Annotated in this window: 9 protein-coding genes and 2 pseudogenes; 9 read left to right on the top strand and 2 right to left on the bottom strand. The window is 36.9% G+C overall.

Annotated elements, in window-relative coordinates; genetic code table 11:
- Positions 1–6 precede the first annotated feature (6 nt).
- From KHA97_RS01855 to KHA97_RS01880, 7 genes and pseudogenes are all read left to right on the top strand, one after another.
- A complete protein-coding gene (locus KHA97_RS01855) occupies positions 7–1,785 on the top strand; it encodes a vWA domain-containing protein (RefSeq protein WP_213123052.1) in 1,779 nt (592 codons plus the stop codon).
- Positions 1,769–4,531: a VWA domain-containing protein gene (locus tag KHA97_RS01860; RefSeq protein WP_213123053.1), complete on the top strand. Its 2,763-nt coding sequence runs from the start codon at positions 1,769–1,771 to the stop codon at positions 4,529–4,531. Before KHA97_RS01855 ends, KHA97_RS01860 begins: the two co-directional genes overlap by 17 nt.
- A 259-nt stretch (positions 4,532–4,790) precedes the next feature.
- Positions 4,791–5,339, top strand: a complete 549-nt coding sequence (locus tag KHA97_RS01865; RefSeq protein WP_213123054.1) for a peroxiredoxin — start codon at positions 4,791–4,793, stop codon at positions 5,337–5,339.
- Between the two features lie 69 nt (positions 5,340–5,408).
- Entirely contained in the window at positions 5,409–5,861 is a 453-nt protein-coding gene (locus KHA97_RS01870) for a TlpA family protein disulfide reductase (RefSeq protein ID WP_213123055.1), read from the top strand.
- Between the two features lie 305 nt (positions 5,862–6,166).
- Positions 6,167–6,970: pseudogene (locus KHA97_RS24560) on the top strand (ABC transporter transmembrane domain-containing protein); the annotation flags it as partial.
- A gap of 288 nt (positions 6,971–7,258) precedes the next feature.
- A pseudogene (locus tag KHA97_RS24565) lies at positions 7,259–7,921 on the top strand (ABC transporter ATP-binding protein); the annotation flags it as partial.
- Positions 7,922–7,928: 7 nt separating this feature from the next.
- Positions 7,929–9,755, top strand: a complete 1,827-nt coding sequence (locus KHA97_RS01880) for an ABC transporter ATP-binding protein (RefSeq protein WP_213123057.1) — start codon at positions 7,929–7,931, stop codon at positions 9,753–9,755.
- 249 nt (positions 9,756–10,004) lie between these two features.
- Here the strand turns inward: KHA97_RS01880 and fdhD are convergent, their stop codons facing one another.
- Both fdhD and KHA97_RS01890 read right to left on the bottom strand, forming a co-directional pair.
- A complete protein-coding gene (fdhD, locus tag KHA97_RS01885; RefSeq protein WP_213123058.1) occupies positions 10,005–10,826 on the bottom strand; it encodes a formate dehydrogenase accessory sulfurtransferase FdhD in 822 nt (273 codons plus the stop codon).
- Positions 10,827–10,838: 12 nt separating this feature from the next.
- On the bottom strand, positions 10,839–13,190 hold the full coding sequence (locus tag KHA97_RS01890) for an FdhF/YdeP family oxidoreductase (RefSeq protein ID WP_213123059.1): 2,352 nt from the start codon (positions 13,188–13,190) through the stop codon (positions 10,839–10,841).
- Between the two features lie 590 nt (positions 13,191–13,780).
- Between KHA97_RS01890 and KHA97_RS01895 the strand changes: the two genes are divergently transcribed.
- Entirely contained in the window at positions 13,781–14,932 is a 1,152-nt protein-coding gene (locus KHA97_RS01895) for an MFS transporter (RefSeq protein WP_213123060.1), read from the top strand.
- An 85-nt stretch (positions 14,933–15,017) separates the two neighbouring features.
- The gene (locus KHA97_RS01900) at positions 15,018–15,875 is read left to right on the top strand and encodes a CvfB family protein (RefSeq protein ID WP_213123061.1); all 858 of its coding nucleotides are present in this window, start codon (positions 15,018–15,020) and stop codon (positions 15,873–15,875) included.
- Positions 15,876–16,079 lie beyond the last annotated feature (204 nt).

Consider the following 16,079-nt stretch of genomic DNA (forward strand, 5'->3'; position numbering starts at 1 on the left):
GAAGAAATGGGGTTAATGAATCCAATATTTTTATTATTATCGTTTTTCATGGCAGCTGTTATTGTTTTTTATATGTTTAGAAAACGCTATGAAAATAAAATAATCCCATCTAACCTTCTATGGGAACAAGTAATGAATGAGTGGCAAGCTTCACCTTGGCTCGATAAACTACAGAGAAATTTATTGCTATTTTTACAACTTTTGATTTTACTTTTATTGATGACTGCCTTAACACGACCTTACTGGATGACAAAAGGTATTGAAGGGGAACACATTATTTTTGTCATTGATACTTCCGCTTCCATGTCTGCCGTTTCCAATGGCATTTCAAGGATGGATGAGGCAAAAGATTACCTTATTACATTGTTAAAGGATATTGACAATCAGGAAGTATCGATCATTTCAGCAGGAAGTGTACCGAATCTATTAATCAATAAGGAAACGGATATGAATAAGATTCGTAAGACTGTAGATGGACTTAAATTGTCTTATGAATATTGCGATATGGATAAAGCGATTAGACTTGCAAACTCACTTGCAGTAAATAAAGACACAAGTCTATTTATTTTTTCAGATTCTGTTAAGCCTGAAGATATAGAGGGGATGTCAGAAACACTCCCCATATCAGTTATGAATATGGGGAATGAGGGCGTAAATATTTCACTTAAATCCTTCGGTATAGGAGAAAAAGATAATCAGATAACAGGAATTTCTGTTATAGAAAACCAAAGTAAAGTGGAAAAAACAGCAACACTAAAAATTATTAAGAATGAAAAAATCTTATACGAGGATAAAGTAACGGTAGGGCCGGAAGATCAAAAGTTTGTCAAAATCCCAAGACTTCCAGAAAGTGAATATTATAAGGCACTTATCGAGGTGGATGATGACTATTCGATTGATAATGAACTCATTGCTGTGAGACGTCCTTCTATATCAAAAGTTTATTTGGTCGGTGATATTAGTCCTTTTATTATGAAAGGTTTAGAAAATATCGGATATGAAACGATTCAAATAAATAAAGAGGATATGGATAGGGATTTATCGGATGGAATCGTTGTAGTGGAAAATATGACAATGGATAAATGGCCAAAAAGACCATTACTTGCAATTACTCCAGAAAAAGTCGAAAAAATCACAATACAAAATGAAATTGAAACGGAAAATGATCCGATTTTTCAATATGTTGAATTTAATAAAACATATATTGACTCTGCATTTTCAGGAAATAACATCAACCTTCCTGTAATCGCAAAGAGTGGTAGTATTCCATTAATTCAAAAAGGAACCGAAAACGGATTTCCGGTTATTGTATTACAATTTACGATCGAAAATACCGACTGGCCTCTGCATACAGGCTTTCCGATTTTTCTATACCAAAGCTTTCAATGGCTTGCAGCTAATGAAGAGTTTTTTGGATTTTTTCATCCAGGTGAGCAGCGCTGGCTGAACGTGGATGCTGATCAGAATGAATGGAAAATATTTACGGAAAACAACCAATTCATTGAATCTTTTAATCTGCTTGATGAAAGCTTCACCGCTCCGCAAAAGCCAGGAATATACCAAACGATAGTAAACGGAAGAACGATGTATTTTGCAGTGAACTTAGATGAACGGGAAAAATCAATTCCTTACTCATCTTCTTTTAGCGTAAACCAGTCTATTAAACAAGGTGAACATAATGTTGTGAATCGTCCGTATGAAGGGCTTTGGTTTTGGTTAGTTCTTGCTGCATTAATTGTTCTGTTTCTTGAGTGGGAGGTGATGAGGCGTGGGACTCGAGCTTAAATATCCTTTTCTACTTTTATTATTAATACCAGCTGGTGTGGTGCTATTTCTTTTTTTAAAGCAAATGAAAGGATTTAAACAGGCAAACAAATTATGGATCACTTGTATAAGAGGGATTGTATTTACGCTCCTAATTTTAAGTCTAGCCACGCCTCAGCTAGTTTTTAAGACAGACGAAAGAAATGTTGTTTTTCTCGCAGATTCATCTGCAAGCATGGTTGGAACTGAAGACGAAATATTATCTTGGATTGAAAAAAGTGTTCAGTCGAAAAAAGAAAAAGATGCGTTTGCGATTTTATCATTAGGAAAAAATGCAGCAATAGAACAATCATTTCAAGTAGATAAAGATGTAATTCAAGAATTTTCCTCAAATATAAATCGTTATGATACAAATCTTGAACAAGGTATTCAATTGGGAGGTTCCATTTTTCCGAACGACTCTAATGGTCGTATTGTTTTATTTTCAGACGGAAATCAAACCTCAGGAAATATACTTGATGCAGCACGCTTTCTCAAGCAAAGAGGAATTATTTTAGATTATGTACCGATTTCTCGGCATTTTGGACAAGATATGGCGATTACGGAATTTTCGGTGCCTTCTTCTTTATACGAAGGGGAAAAAGTTATATTAACGATGAAAGTCGAAAGTAATTATGCTGCTGATTCTAAAGTCCGAATCACGTTGAATGATGAAGAGATTATTGAAAAAAATGTCCAGATTAAAGAAGGTACCAATTTACTAACCTTTAGTCACGAAGCTTCTGAAACAGGTTTTTACGTCTATAAAGGAGAGATTTTAGCTAAAGGGGATACTTTTGCGGAAAATAATTATTTGCAGGCGATTTCTAATGTAAAAGGAACTCCTAAAGTATTAGTTGTTCAGACTGAGCAAGAAGAGTTTATTAGTCAGATTCTACAATCATCGGGACTGATAGTAGATCAAATAACACCTGAACAATTGCCAACATCCCTTTCAAATTATTTACGATATCAATCTATTCTTTTTAATAACGTATCAGCGACAGATATTGGCGAAAAGAAAATGAAGCTCATCAGCCAAGCCGTAAAAGATTTTGGAACTGGCTTTGTCATGGCTGGAGGCGAAAATAGCTATGGGCTTGGAGGTTATTTTAAAACACCGATAGAAGAATTACTCCCTGTAGAAATGGAAGTAAAAGGGAAACAGGAGCTTCCTTCGCTCGGACTAATCATTGTATTGGATCGCTCTGGAAGTATGGAGGGGGAAAAACTATCACTTGCGAAAGAAGCAGCTGCTAGATCGGTAGAATTACTTCGAGACAAAGATACGCTAGGCTTCATAGCATTTGATGATCGCCCTTGGGAAATCATCGAAGCAACACCAATTCAAAATAAAGAAGAAGCGATTGAAAAAATTCGTTCTGTGCCTGCAGGAGGGGGAACGGAAATTTACTCGGCTCTCGAAGCAGCTTTTAATAAGCTCATACCTTTAAAGCTTCAGAGAAAACATATTATTTTGCTGACGGATGGACAATCTGCAACTAATAATGATTATCACGCCCTCATTGATAAAGGAAAAGAAACAAATATAACGCTTTCTACGGTAGCTTTAGGGCAAGATGCTGATAAGCTGTTGTTGGAGGATTTAGCTGAATACGGATCTGGGAGATTTTACGATGTTGTAGATGATTCAGTTATTCCAAGCATTTTATCGAGAGAAACGGCTGTTCTTACTAGAACATATATTGTAGATGATCCATTTTATCCGAACATCCATCCGAATGTAGATTGGAATTCTTTATTCAAGGATGGAGTTCCGGAAATGAATGCCTATATTGCTGTCACACCTAAAGCAACTGCGCAAACGATTCTTTCCAGCGAAAAAGAAGATCCTATACTCGCAGAATGGCAATTTGGACTAGGCAGAACAATCGCGTATACATCAGATTTAAGTGGAAAATGGGCAGGGAATTGGGCGAAATGGGAGCAATGGCCACAATTTATTAATCAACTGATTAGTAGAACATTGCCATCCTATAGCAGTGAACCCTACACAGTTCATGTTGAAAATAGAAATGGTCAAACCGTCATTCAATTGGAATCATCTAATAGTGATCTCGGTCCAATTGAAACGGCTGTCGTATCGCAATCAGGGGAACAAATTGATACAAGTATGAGAATAATGGCACCAGGCAAATATGAACTAGTTATGGATCATGATCCCGGCATGTATTTCCTTCGAATTAAACAATATTCAGATGAAGGAGAAGAAAGACTATATAAAACAGGCTATACGGTTCCGTATTCAGACGAGTTGCTCCTAAAAGGAAATAATTTTTCATTACTTAAAGAAGCTGCTAGCATTACTGGGGGACAACAATTAACGAAAGAAAGAATGGCTTTTGATGATCTTCCACATTACCCGGTTAAAAAACAGCCAATTTCCACTTGGTTATTATTTATTGCTTTTCTATTCTTTTTTCTTGAAATAGCCATTAGAAGGTTCGGTTTATTTCCGATAGCATCATGGGCTAGAAAATATGTAAAACCTAGACAAGAAGTTAGAATGGAAATTGAAATTCCAAAGATTAATAAGTCGGAGCAAACTAATAAGCGAGTGGCAAAGAAAACTCTGGAAAAGGATCACCAGCAAAAGCAGGATCATCATAAAAAGAAATCTACCAACAAGACTGAAAATATAAGTAAACAAAACCTTGAAGATAGCATGAAAAGACTTCTTGAAGCGAAAAAACGGAGCAACAGATAAAATTCGACAAAGTGCTTTTTATTTTATTATTATTTCTACTAATGTTAGGATTAAATTAGTGAAATTGCTGAAAATGATAGTATGAATTCTCCTATAAATGGTGAAAATAATTTTAAAATCACTATTTACTTATAGTAATTATAAATAAGTTTGACAAAGTTTGACAACAACCCTATAATGACTTTGTGACTTATTAATAGTTGAGAATCTCATTATCATTTTCTCAATGAAATAATAATAAAACGGAGGTTTTTTCAACATGGCAGAACGTATGGTAGGTAAGCAGGCACCACGCTTTGAAATGGAAGCGGTATTGCCTAATAAGGAATTTGGCAAGGTAAGCTTAGAAGAAAACATGAAAAATGATAAATGGACAGTGCTTTTCTTCTATCCAATGGATTTTACATTCGTATGTCCGACAGAAATCACTGCACTTTCTGACAGATATGACGAATTTGAAGATTTGGATGCAGAAGTAATCGGTGTTTCTACTGATACAATTCATACTCATTTAGCTTGGATTAAAACTGATCGAAAAGATAATGGTCTTGGTGATTTAAACTATCCGCTTGCAGCTGATACGAATCATACAATTTCAAAAGAATACGGTGTATTGATTGAAGAGGAAGGAATAGCTCTTCGCGGCCTCTTTATTATTAGTCCTGAGGGAGAGCTAATGTATTCTGTTGTTAACCATAACAACATTGGTCGTGACGTTGACGAAACATTACGTGTTCTTCAAGCATTACAAACTGGTGGTCTTTGCCCAGCGAACTGGAGACCTGGACAAGCAACATTATCAGTTTAACATTTTTGGACAGGCAACCGATATGCCTGTCCTTCATAATGATTTGATTAATGAGAGGAGAATCATATTATGAAGCTTCGTGAACCAATGCCTGAGCTTGCAGGTGCAACAGAATGGTTAAACGGTCAAGTTACGAAAGATGAGCTGATTGGGGAAAAACCAACATTATTCCATTTCTGGTCTATCAGTTGTCATCTTTGCAAGGAAGCTATGCCACAAGTAAATCAATTTCGCGACGATTTTCAAGATAAATTGAATGTAGTTGCAGTCCATATGCCTCGTTCAGAAAATGATCTAGATCTCGAGGAAATAAAGAAGGTTGCTTCCGAACATGAAATCACTCAACCGATTTTTGTGGACAGTGAATTGAAATTTGCAGATGCTCTAGAAAATCAATATGTTCCTGCTTACTATGTCTTTGACAAAGAAGGAAAGCTTCGTCATTTTCAAGCTGGCGGTGGCGGCATGAAAATGCTTGAAAAGAGAGTTAATCGAGTTCTGAATGAAGTTGAAAAAGCATAATAATATTTATATTTGAATCGACGTCCAAAGCATTTATTGGGCGTTTTTTTGTGTGATGACTTGGTTAATATTATTGAATATGTAATTGCAGAAAAAACGGTATACGTGTGAATGCCGACATGTGCCGAGGAGTCGCATGCCGCCCCTAGACTTTTGTGTAGATTTTACACACATCTCAGACTTTTGGAGTAGGAAATTTGCGAAATTGGGAGGAATGGTAAAAAAAATTTAAAAAACAGTGGAAAAAAATTTCGGAAGCCGATATATTAGTTATTACGGCCAATTGCCATAGGGGAGGGAATTGTATGAACACATTAAAAAAGTTAAGGCAATATTACTGGCCATATAAACAATACTTTTTCATTTCAATATTCTTTTTGCTATTTGTGACGGCGGTTACAGTAATTTATCCGATCATTCTTCAGCTTACAATTGATGATGTAGTATTGAAAGGTCAGTATAACTTAATTGCACCATTAACATTTGGTTTTTTAGGAATTATGATTATTAAAGGAATAGTTACGTTTATCCACCAATATACGGGAGAAATATTTGGAATTAAATCCGTATACAGTTTGCGTAACGCATTGTATGAAAAATTGCAGTTTTTGCCATTTCGATATTACGACAATGCAAAAACTGGAGATCTCATGTCACGTTTAACTGCCGACGTTGAGTCTTTCCGATTCTTTTTATCTTTTGGATTTTCAGAATTATTCCGCTTTATTTTAATGTTAACGGTTGCCTTTGGGGTCATGTTCTATTATTCTGTTCCACTTACACTAGCAACTATGATATCTCTGCCATTTTTATTTTTTGTTGTGTATAAGTTTGATAGGGCAGTGCATCCTGCTTTCCGTGGAATCAGAAAATCATTTGGAAAACTAAATACGAATGTCCAAGAGAATATTTCAGGTATCAACACAGTAAAATCTTTGTCAAGGGAAGAGTTTCAAACTGGAAAGTTTAACGACTCCAACGCTGACTATAAAGACAATATGATTTTTACTTCTAATATTTGGGCTAAGTATTTTCCATTAATGGAGTTTCTCGGAAATGTTTGTGTAGTCGCTCTACTATCATTTGGGGGCTATTTAGTTATAAAAGGGTCCTTACAACCAGGTGAACTTGTAGCTTTCTATAGTTTAGTAGGGTATATTTTATGGCCAATTATGAGCTTAGGGTTTACTATCAATATGTTTTCTCAATCAAAAGCTTCTGGAGAAAGGCTTCTTGAGATTTTGGAAGCTAAGGAAGATATTGTTGATAAAGAAAACGCTTATGCTCCTGAACGACTAAAAGGCGAAGTGGAGTTTAAAAATGTTTACCTCAGATATGCTGGTGATGATAATTCAGCATTAAAGGATATTAGTTTTAAAGCTGAACAAGGAAAGATTATTGGTCTTGTTGGGTCAACTGGATCAGGTAAAACAAGTATTACTCAATTGATTACTAGATTTTATGAGCCAGAATCTGGCGAAGTGTTAATTGATGGTAAAAATGTAAATGAGTACGCTTTAAAATCACTGCGAAGCAACATCGGATTTGTATTGCAAGAGAGCTTTTTGTTTTCTTCTACTATTAAAGCAAATATTGCATACGGAAGACCAGATGCAACGATGGATGAAATCATTGACGCTGCTAAAAGAGCGGATGCACATAATTTTATCGTGGAATTGCCTGACGGGTACGATACCATTCTAGGAGAGCGTGGGATGGGATTATCAGGTGGTCAAAAACAAAGAATTTCCATTGCACGTGCCATTTGTCTTAATCCAAGCATACTCATTCTGGATGATGCTACAAGTGCAGTTGATATGGAAACAGAGTTTAAAATCCAAGGTGCTATGAGGGAAGTAATGAAAGGAAGAACAACCTTTATAATTGCTCACCGAATTTCTTCTTTAAAGCATGCGGATGAAATTCTCGTTTTAGAAGACGGCAAGATTGTCGAAAGAGGCACACATGATGAGTTGATTCATAATGGTGGACAATACGAGCGAGTCTATAAAATCCAGTTCCAAGATCAAAGAGCCATATTGCAAGGCCAGAGAGGGTGAGGCAAAGATGGAAAAAACAAAAAAAATAAATCCACTCGTATTGGAACGATTTCGCTATTCCTCAGAACAATTAATTGATAAACCATTTAACTGGAAACAGATGGGGCGGCTATTTGAATATTTAAAGCCTTATTCAAAGAACTTATTGCCAGCATCTATTATTACTGTATTGATCACAACGGCTGTACGGCTCATTATCCCAATTTTAATTGGGGTGTATGCACTAGATAAAGCCATAAAGGAAGAAAAAAATATTTCTTTATTAATGTGGATCGTAGCGATTATATCCATACTTTATTTGATTTCATATGTTGCAAACATTTATAGGATTAAATGGAGTAATGAACTAGGTCAAAAGGTCATTTACGACTTGCGTAAACATGTGTTTACTCACGTACAAGGGCTGTCACACTCCTTCTTTGATCAAAGGTCTGCGGGTTCGATACTTGTTAGGATAATGAATGATACGAATTCATTGCAGGATTTGTTTACGAATGGTGTTATTAACATTTTTATGGATATGTTAATGCTGGCTGGTGTAATCGTAATTTTATTTACACTAAGTCCGCAGCTAACGTTGGCTGTATTGGTCATACTGCCATTAATGTTTTTAATTTCTACGACATTACGTAAAAGTATTCGTAGATCCTGGCAATTTATGAGAATTAAGCAATCAAAATTGAATTCTCATTTGAATGAAAGTATTCAAGGTATTCGCGTTACACAAAGCTTTACTCAAGAAAAGGAAAATATGGCATTTTTCGATGGGGTCAATCAAGAGAACTATGATGCTTGGCAAATAGCGACGAAGAAAAGTGCGTTTTTCCGTCCTTTAGTTGAGTTGACAAATGCGATTGGTACAGGTGTGCTCATATGGTACGGTGCCCACTTAATCCAAGCAAACTCATTGACATTAGGAGAGTTTGTATCATTTGCCTTTTATCTCGGAATGTTCTGGGAGCCAATATCAAGACTCGGACAATTGTACAATCAGCTATTAATGGCGATGGCCTCATCTGAACGTATCTTTGAATATTTGGATGAAAGTCCGATCGTCCACGAACAGAAAAATCCGGTTGAGCTTGAAAATATTTCTGGACACATTGTTTTTGATCAAGTTGAATTCTCCTATGATGATAAGCGTAAAGCATTAAAGGGTATTTCTCTGGAAATGTTGCCTGGCCAAACAATCGCGTTAGTTGGGCATACAGGCTCAGGGAAATCAACGATTGCCAACTTGATTTCACGCTTCTACGATCCTACAGGCGGAGCAGTGAAAATCGATGGCCATGACCTTAGAGATGTGTCCTTAAGAAGTTTACGTCACCAAATTAGTGTTGTTCTTCAAGATACATTTATTTTCTCCGGAACGATTATGGAAAATATTCGATTTGGTAATCCTTCAGCGACGAATGAACAGGTGAAAGAAGCAGCGCGGGCAATTGGTGCAGACAAATTTATTGAAAATCTTCCTATGGGATTTGACACAGAAGTAGAAGAGCGAGGAAATATTTTATCTGTTGGAGAAAGGCAATTACTTTCTTTTGCAAGAGCATTGCTAGCAGACCCTCGAATTATTATTCTTGATGAAGCGACGGCAAGCATTGATACAGAAACAGAAATTCAAATCCAAAATGCTTTAAAAACGTTGTTGCAAGGAAGAACGTCCATCATTATTGCCCACAGATTATCTACAATCCGTGATGCGGATAAAATTTTCGTGTTGGAACATGGAAATATTATCGAAGAAGGCAATCATGACGAGCTGATAGCACAAAGAGGCGAGTACTTCCGTCTAATTGAGGCACAGTTTAAAGTAATGGATGCTATATAATTTTTAAATTAAATATATTCATTAATTGCCAGTTGATTGGCGCGGAAGGTGCGAGATTCCATCGATTACAGGGTAGGGGAGACACCACATTTTAGAAAAGCGGAGGCGCCAGAATCCGTAGCTAGAAAAACAGCAAGGCGCTGAGGAGGCTCCCCATTCCGCCCGTGGAAAGCGAGCACATAGCGGAAATCAACGTACTAATTAAGTAGAGTCTAATGAAAAGGATGTGCCAACTTTGGCACATCCTTTTCATGTTTTGAAATCTATTAGTGGTAGATGATTTGCTTCAATAACCCTTTCCGGATGCGAATAAATATTTAGCTTATCTTTTCTGACAAATCCAATTACCGTAATTCCGAGATCATTGGCGAGTTCAATTCCAAGCGTTGTAGGGGCAGATTTAGAGATTAATATTCCCACTCCGATTTTAGATATTTTTAGTATCACTTCAGAAGAAATTCTTCCGCTGAAAGCAACAACCTTATCTTTAATTGGAACGTTATGCTGTAAAATCTGGCCGTAAAGCTTATCTAATGCATTATGTCTCCCTATATCGGAAAAATTAAAAAGGATCGTATCATTTGTACAGAGGGCAGCATTATGGACGCCACCAGTTAGTTGAAAATCTATCGAGCTTTCCTGTAATAGCTTCATTAACGAAAAGCATTCATTAATAGAAATCGAATGTCTGCTCATTATTGTTTTAGCGGTATTAGCATCATTATAAAAATAAAACTGTCTGCTTTTTCCACAACATGAACCGATCATTCGCTTGGAGAAAAATTCTTTATTAATAGATTGCTTAATTTTTAAATGTACGTATGCAAAACCCCGATTTTCATCAATTTCTATAGAAGATATTTGATCTACACTTCTTATTAACCCTTCTGAAGCAAGAAAGCCGATTACGAGTATATTTATATTTGTAGGACTGCAAACTATCGTAGCAAACTCCTCATCGTCTACATAAATGGTTAATGGAAACTCAATAGCAGCTATATCAATCGTTTCAAGTAATTCATCGCCATTGTATTTTAAAATGTTTAGTTCGCCTTTCATTTGATTGTTCATCGTATCGCCTTCTTAACTAATATCTTGTTCAAGATCTTCAATCCTTTTTTCCACATATTTCTTATCTTTTTGCGAAAGGTATAAATCAGCCTTTTCAACAGTCACGCTAGCATTGTATTCCGGAATTCCTGCATGTTTTTCATAAACACCTTTCTGAATTAAGACATTTCCTTCCGGCCAGTAAACAGAAATATTTCCTCTTCTTGTATCAGCGTATTTTGCTTTTCCTTGGAAGGTTCCATATTTGTTATGGACGACAATCGTCTCTCCATCTAATATTCCAAGAGCTTGAGCATCGTCTGAATGGATGAGGACATCATACCGCTCTGCATCATTAAATGGATCTGTTTCACTGTAGATCATAGAATTAAATTGTTTACCTCGTCTCGTTGTTAAATAGAACTGACCATCAGGCTTTCTGACGTCAGGCAATTCAATAGGAATAAGATTGGCTTTTCCATCTACTGTTGGACAAATTCCGTCCTCACAAAGCCAAGCCCCACCCCATTGGAAAACGTCGCCGCGTTCTTTCAAAAGTTGGATTCCGTCATAATTGGGGTTGGCGATCGCAATTTCGGCACGAATTTGTTCCGCTTTTGTAAAATGAAGCAGTTGTTTTTGTTCCGGCTTAATCAGTCCTGCAAGTTCAACGTAGATCTCCCATTCACTACGGGCTTCCTCTATTCGCGGACCTTTAATTTCTGGTGAAAAATAAACCATCCGCTCTGTGGACGTAGAGGTGCCGCCTCCTCGTTGTTCATATCTTGTCATAGCAGGGAGGACGATTACCTCTTCTTTTGCATCTACAAGGGTAGAACTGTTAAGAATAATGTCTTGGTGAACACGTAATTCAATATTTTGCAAGCATTTCTCTATAAAATGAGGATCTGGCATCGTTTCGAGAAAATTGCCTCCAGACGTATAAAACACCTTAATTTTTCGTTCGTGATTCTCGGGCAACATCGCATTTTCCAAAGAAACACCGACGATATCACCTTGCCATTTCGGAATGTCAAAATTCCATAATTTTTCTAAGCGCTCAATATTCTCTTTATCAAAATCCCCTCCAGGAAGCGAAAAAGGATCTGCTCCCATTTCGCCAGAACCCTGAACTCCTGAATGGCCTCTGATTGGCATGACTCCACAATATTTACGTCCGATAAATCCTCTTAAAATGGCTAAATTGGCTACTTGTGAGATATTATCAGTGCCAAAGCGATGCTGTGTTAAGCCCATCGACCAGACGAAGACGCCGCTTTTTGCGTTTGCTAGAATGCTTGCAAACTCGAACATTCTTTCTTTTGAAATTCCTGAAGACTTTTCAAGAGTTTCCCAATCAAGTTTTTCAACATGCCCTTGTAAGCGATCTAAACCATTTGCATGATCGCGAATAAATTTATGGTCTAGAGCAGATCCAGGATGCTCTTTTTCCATTTCAAACCAATGTTTGATGACTCCATTCATAAAGGCGATGTCTCCACCAATATTGACCTGGTAAAAATCATCAGCTATTTTTGTGCCAAATAATGCGGAATCAGGGATGGATGGAACCCAGTAGCCATCCATTGCAGGTTCTCTGTATGGATTGATGCAAATAATTTTAGTTCCTTTTCTTTTTGCGGCATACATATACTTTGTGGAAACAGGTTGGTTGTTTGCGGCAACAGAGCCCCAAAAAATGAGGACATCCGTTCCGATCCAATCTTGGTAATTACAGCTGGAAGCACCAATTCCTAGCGATCTTTTTAATGCTGTTTTACTAGGTGAATGACAAATACGGGAAGCGTTATCAATATTGTTCGTTCCTAAAAACCTCGCCAGTTTTCCAGCAGTGTAAAAAACTTCATTCGTAATTCCTCTAGCGGTCAAGAAAAAGGCTAATTGCTTAGGATCAATACTTTTTATTTTTTCCGCTATTCTGTTTAGTGCTTCATCCCAAGTTATTCTCCTAAACTTTTTTTCACCAGGTTTCCTTGAAAGGGGATAAGGAATTCTTCCTAATTGCCTGAGGTCTTTACTCTTCATCTTACGAAGTTCTTCAATATCACTATGCAATATTCCCTCTTTTATCGCAGGCATCGTATTTAATCTTAATACGTTGAGGCGTGTTGTACAAAGATGAGGTCCTTTTAATGTTTGATCTTTTAGTCCGGAAACACCTAGTGCACATCCATCGCAAACTCCTTGCGTAAGAATGCGATAGGCATATGGAAGGTTGTCATGATTTTCCATCACGACTTTCACTGTATCTCGAATATGTTTTGGTTTAACCTTTCCAAGTCCAAATGGAATGGGGCTAACCCAATGTTTTGGATCTGGAATTTTTGGTAGTTTCATAGGTCCAGGATGCTTCGTTTTACCCATTATAATCATCCTTTCTCATTTTTTAATTTCCCGATTCTAAGTAAATTATAGATTGGAACTTTGTGGATAACTTTTATGAAGGTAGTTCCTGTCTAGCTCTAACGCCTAGCGACTAGCAAACTTTCGGTTTCTTCCTACGATAAGTCAACATCGGCTCGCCTTTTAGGCTTCCCGTGTTTCCTTTATCTCGTCAGAACCCTAAAAAGTTTATACGTCGCTAAACAGGCGCTTTCGCTTTTGTTCCGATATTCATCTAATTTTCAAAAGATTATATAATATGATTCTAACATAGACTTATGAATATCATCACCTTATTATTTATGACTTGATGGTGTTCATGTTAAAGAAAGTATAAATTTTTACTTAAAAATATTACGGGACGGGTATCCGTCCTGTCTAGCTCCAGGCGCCCAGCGACTAGCAAACTTTCAGCTTCTTCCTACGATAAGTCAACAACGGCTCGTTCCTCGCCGTGTTTCCTTTATCTCGTCAGAAGCTTAAAAAGTTTGTACGCCGCTGAACGGGCGCCTTGCGCTTTTCTTATGATAAAATGAAAAATAAAAAGTGGTTAACTTCTTGGGGGAACTTGAATGCTGCAATTATCTATGTTTAACTTTTTTTTCTATTGGGCAATGTCGATCATAAATGCGTTTTTTCCGTTATTATTTCGTTACAAGGGACTTAGTCCTGGACAAATCGGAATTGTTTTGGCTGTTGGGCCGGTTGTAGCAATCTTTTCCCAACCTCTCTGGGGAATTATTTCTGATAAAAAGCAAACGGTTAAAAAAATACTTCTTCTATTATTAGTAGCAACTTTAGTAATTGGTTTGGCAATATTTTTTAGTCCAACAATGTTACTTTTAGTCATTTGTATGCTTGTATTTCATTTTTTTATGTCTCCGATTCAACCATTGTTAGATAGCCTATCTACAACATTCGCAAAAGAAAATGGTAGAAGCTATGGATCGATTCGGGTATGGGGTTCGATTGGTTTTGCCACTGCATCGTTTATTATCGGATTTATTATTGGAAAAATAGGCATTCAATACTTATGGATTATTTACACGATTATCATTGTTGGCGTTTTTTTGATAGCTTTAAAGCTATCAGATTCAAAAGCACCTAGAAATCCAGTTACAAAAGAAGGGTTTAAAAAGGCATTTCGCAATCCACAGTTTTTTATTTTTTTAATTGCAGTTTTATTTATCGCTATCCCACATAGAATGAACGACGGTATGCTTGCACTGTATTTAAAATCATTGGGGGCTCCAGAGGGTCTGATTGGCTTAGCCTGGACTTTTTCTGCCTTAAGTGAAGCTCCTGTCGTTGGGATCATGTACATTTTGATGAGAAGGATTCCTCTTTTAGTACTAATCAGCATAGCGGGATGCTTTTATACTATTCGATGGTTTTTATATAGTCTTCTCTCAGAACCTGTATTGATTGTTTCTTCTCAAGCGATGCATAGTGTTACATTTGCTATTTTTATGGTTGCTTCCCTGCAATATGTTGCCTCTATCATTCCAAGAGAAATGATTGCAACAGGGCAAACAGCTTATTTTGCGACATTCAATGGCCTTGCACCGATCATTGGAAGTGCTGCTGGTGGTTATTTAATGGAACATTTTGGCGGAAGCTATATTTATAGGTTGGGCTCATTTTCGGCGTTAATAGGAACCTTTATCGTTGTCGTATTATTTTTAAGGGAGCGAAAAGTTCAAAATGAGAAGCAGTATGCCTAAAATTGATTAACTTTTTGTTTTGTTCCTTTAACATGGTATAATTTGTGCTATTAATATAGGTTATGTCGAAAGCAGGGATTTGATAATGAAAGTCGGAACAGTTGTGAAGCTTCGTGTAGCAAGGGAAGTGCCATTTGGCTTCTTTTTAACCGATGGGGAAGAAGATGTGTTATTGCATCATTCCGAAGTTACTGAACCAATAACGGTTGAACAGGAAGTCCAAGTATTTTTATATCAGGATCATGAAGGAAGGCTGTCTGCAACTTTAACAATTCCTACTGTTCAAATCGGACAGTATGATTGGGTTGAGGTTGTAGAGGTTAAAAAGAATTTAGGTGTATTTGTAAATATTGGGTTGAAGAAAGATATACTTGTGTCAATGGATGACTTGCCAGCAATTTTTTCGCTATGGCCAACAATTGGAGACAAGCTTTATTGTTCATTAAAAGTAGATAATAAAAATCGCTTATACGGAAAGCTAGGAACGGAAGAAGTAATGAGAGCAATAGCTATTCCAGCTGAACCCCAGGTTTTTAATAAAAATATAAAAGGAACTGTATACAGGCTACTCCTTGCCGGATCTTTCATTATGACCGAGGAAGGTTATATGGGATTTATCCATGAAAGCGAAAGGAAGGAAGAACCACGATTAGGTCAGGAAGTGGAAGGTCGAATAATCGATGTTAAAGAAGACGGTATGATCAACGTTTCTTTACTTCCTAGAACACATGAGCAGCTTGATGATGATGCCAATGAAATCTTTGAATATTTACAAGGGCGTGGCGGCTCAATGCCATATTGGGATAAAAGCCTTCCAGAAGATATAAAGAGACGATTTAATATGAGCAAAGGTGCTTTTAAAAGAGCGCTTGGAAAATTAATGAAGGAAAATAAAGTTAGGCAAGAAGAAGGCTGGACGCATATTAATGACAACGAAAAGTAGGGATGCCAATGGTGCATCCTATTTTTTATGCTTTTTAATCGTTTTTGTCATTATGCTGAGAAGTTGATAGCAGTGGAAAGCGAGCTCGTGGGGAAGTAAACAACGTCCTAATAAAAAAAGCCTCTTAATAAATCCGCCTCAAGACCGAGAAAAAAATCAAGCTCTGGCAGGTTAATGGTTCTTTCGTTTTCCATTAAAGTTAAG

Origin of the sequence: Lederbergia citri (assembly GCF_018343625.1) — a bacterium.
In the GTDB taxonomy this organism is placed as follows: Bacteria; Bacillota; Bacilli; order Bacillales; family Bacillaceae_C; genus Lederbergia; species Lederbergia citri.

What these genes read in the sequence shown, in the direction of transcription:
- KHA97_RS01855 (WP_213123052.1), top strand. Translation starts at nt 7, where the DNA reads ATGGGGTTAATGAATCCAATATTTTTATTATTATCGTTTTTCATGGCA.
- KHA97_RS01865 (WP_213123054.1), top strand. Translation starts at nt 4,791, where the DNA reads ATGGCAGAACGTATGGTAGGTAAGCAGGCACCACGCTTTGAAATGGAA.
- KHA97_RS01870 (WP_213123055.1), top strand. Translation starts at nt 5,409, where the DNA reads ATGAAGCTTCGTGAACCAATGCCTGAGCTTGCAGGTGCAACAGAATGG.
- KHA97_RS01880 (WP_213123057.1), top strand. Translation starts at nt 7,929, where the DNA reads ATGGAAAAAACAAAAAAAATAAATCCACTCGTATTGGAACGATTTCGC.
- fdhD (WP_213123058.1), bottom strand. Translation starts at nt 10,826, where the DNA reads ATGAACAATCAAATGAAAGGCGAACTAAACATTTTAAAATACAATGGC.
- KHA97_RS01890 (WP_213123059.1), bottom strand. Translation starts at nt 13,190, where the DNA reads ATGGGTAAAACGAAGCATCCTGGACCTATGAAACTACCAAAAATTCCA.
- KHA97_RS01895 (WP_213123060.1), top strand. Translation starts at nt 13,781, where the DNA reads ATGCTGCAATTATCTATGTTTAACTTTTTTTTCTATTGGGCAATGTCG.
- KHA97_RS01900 (WP_213123061.1), top strand. Translation starts at nt 15,018, where the DNA reads ATGAAAGTCGGAACAGTTGTGAAGCTTCGTGTAGCAAGGGAAGTGCCA.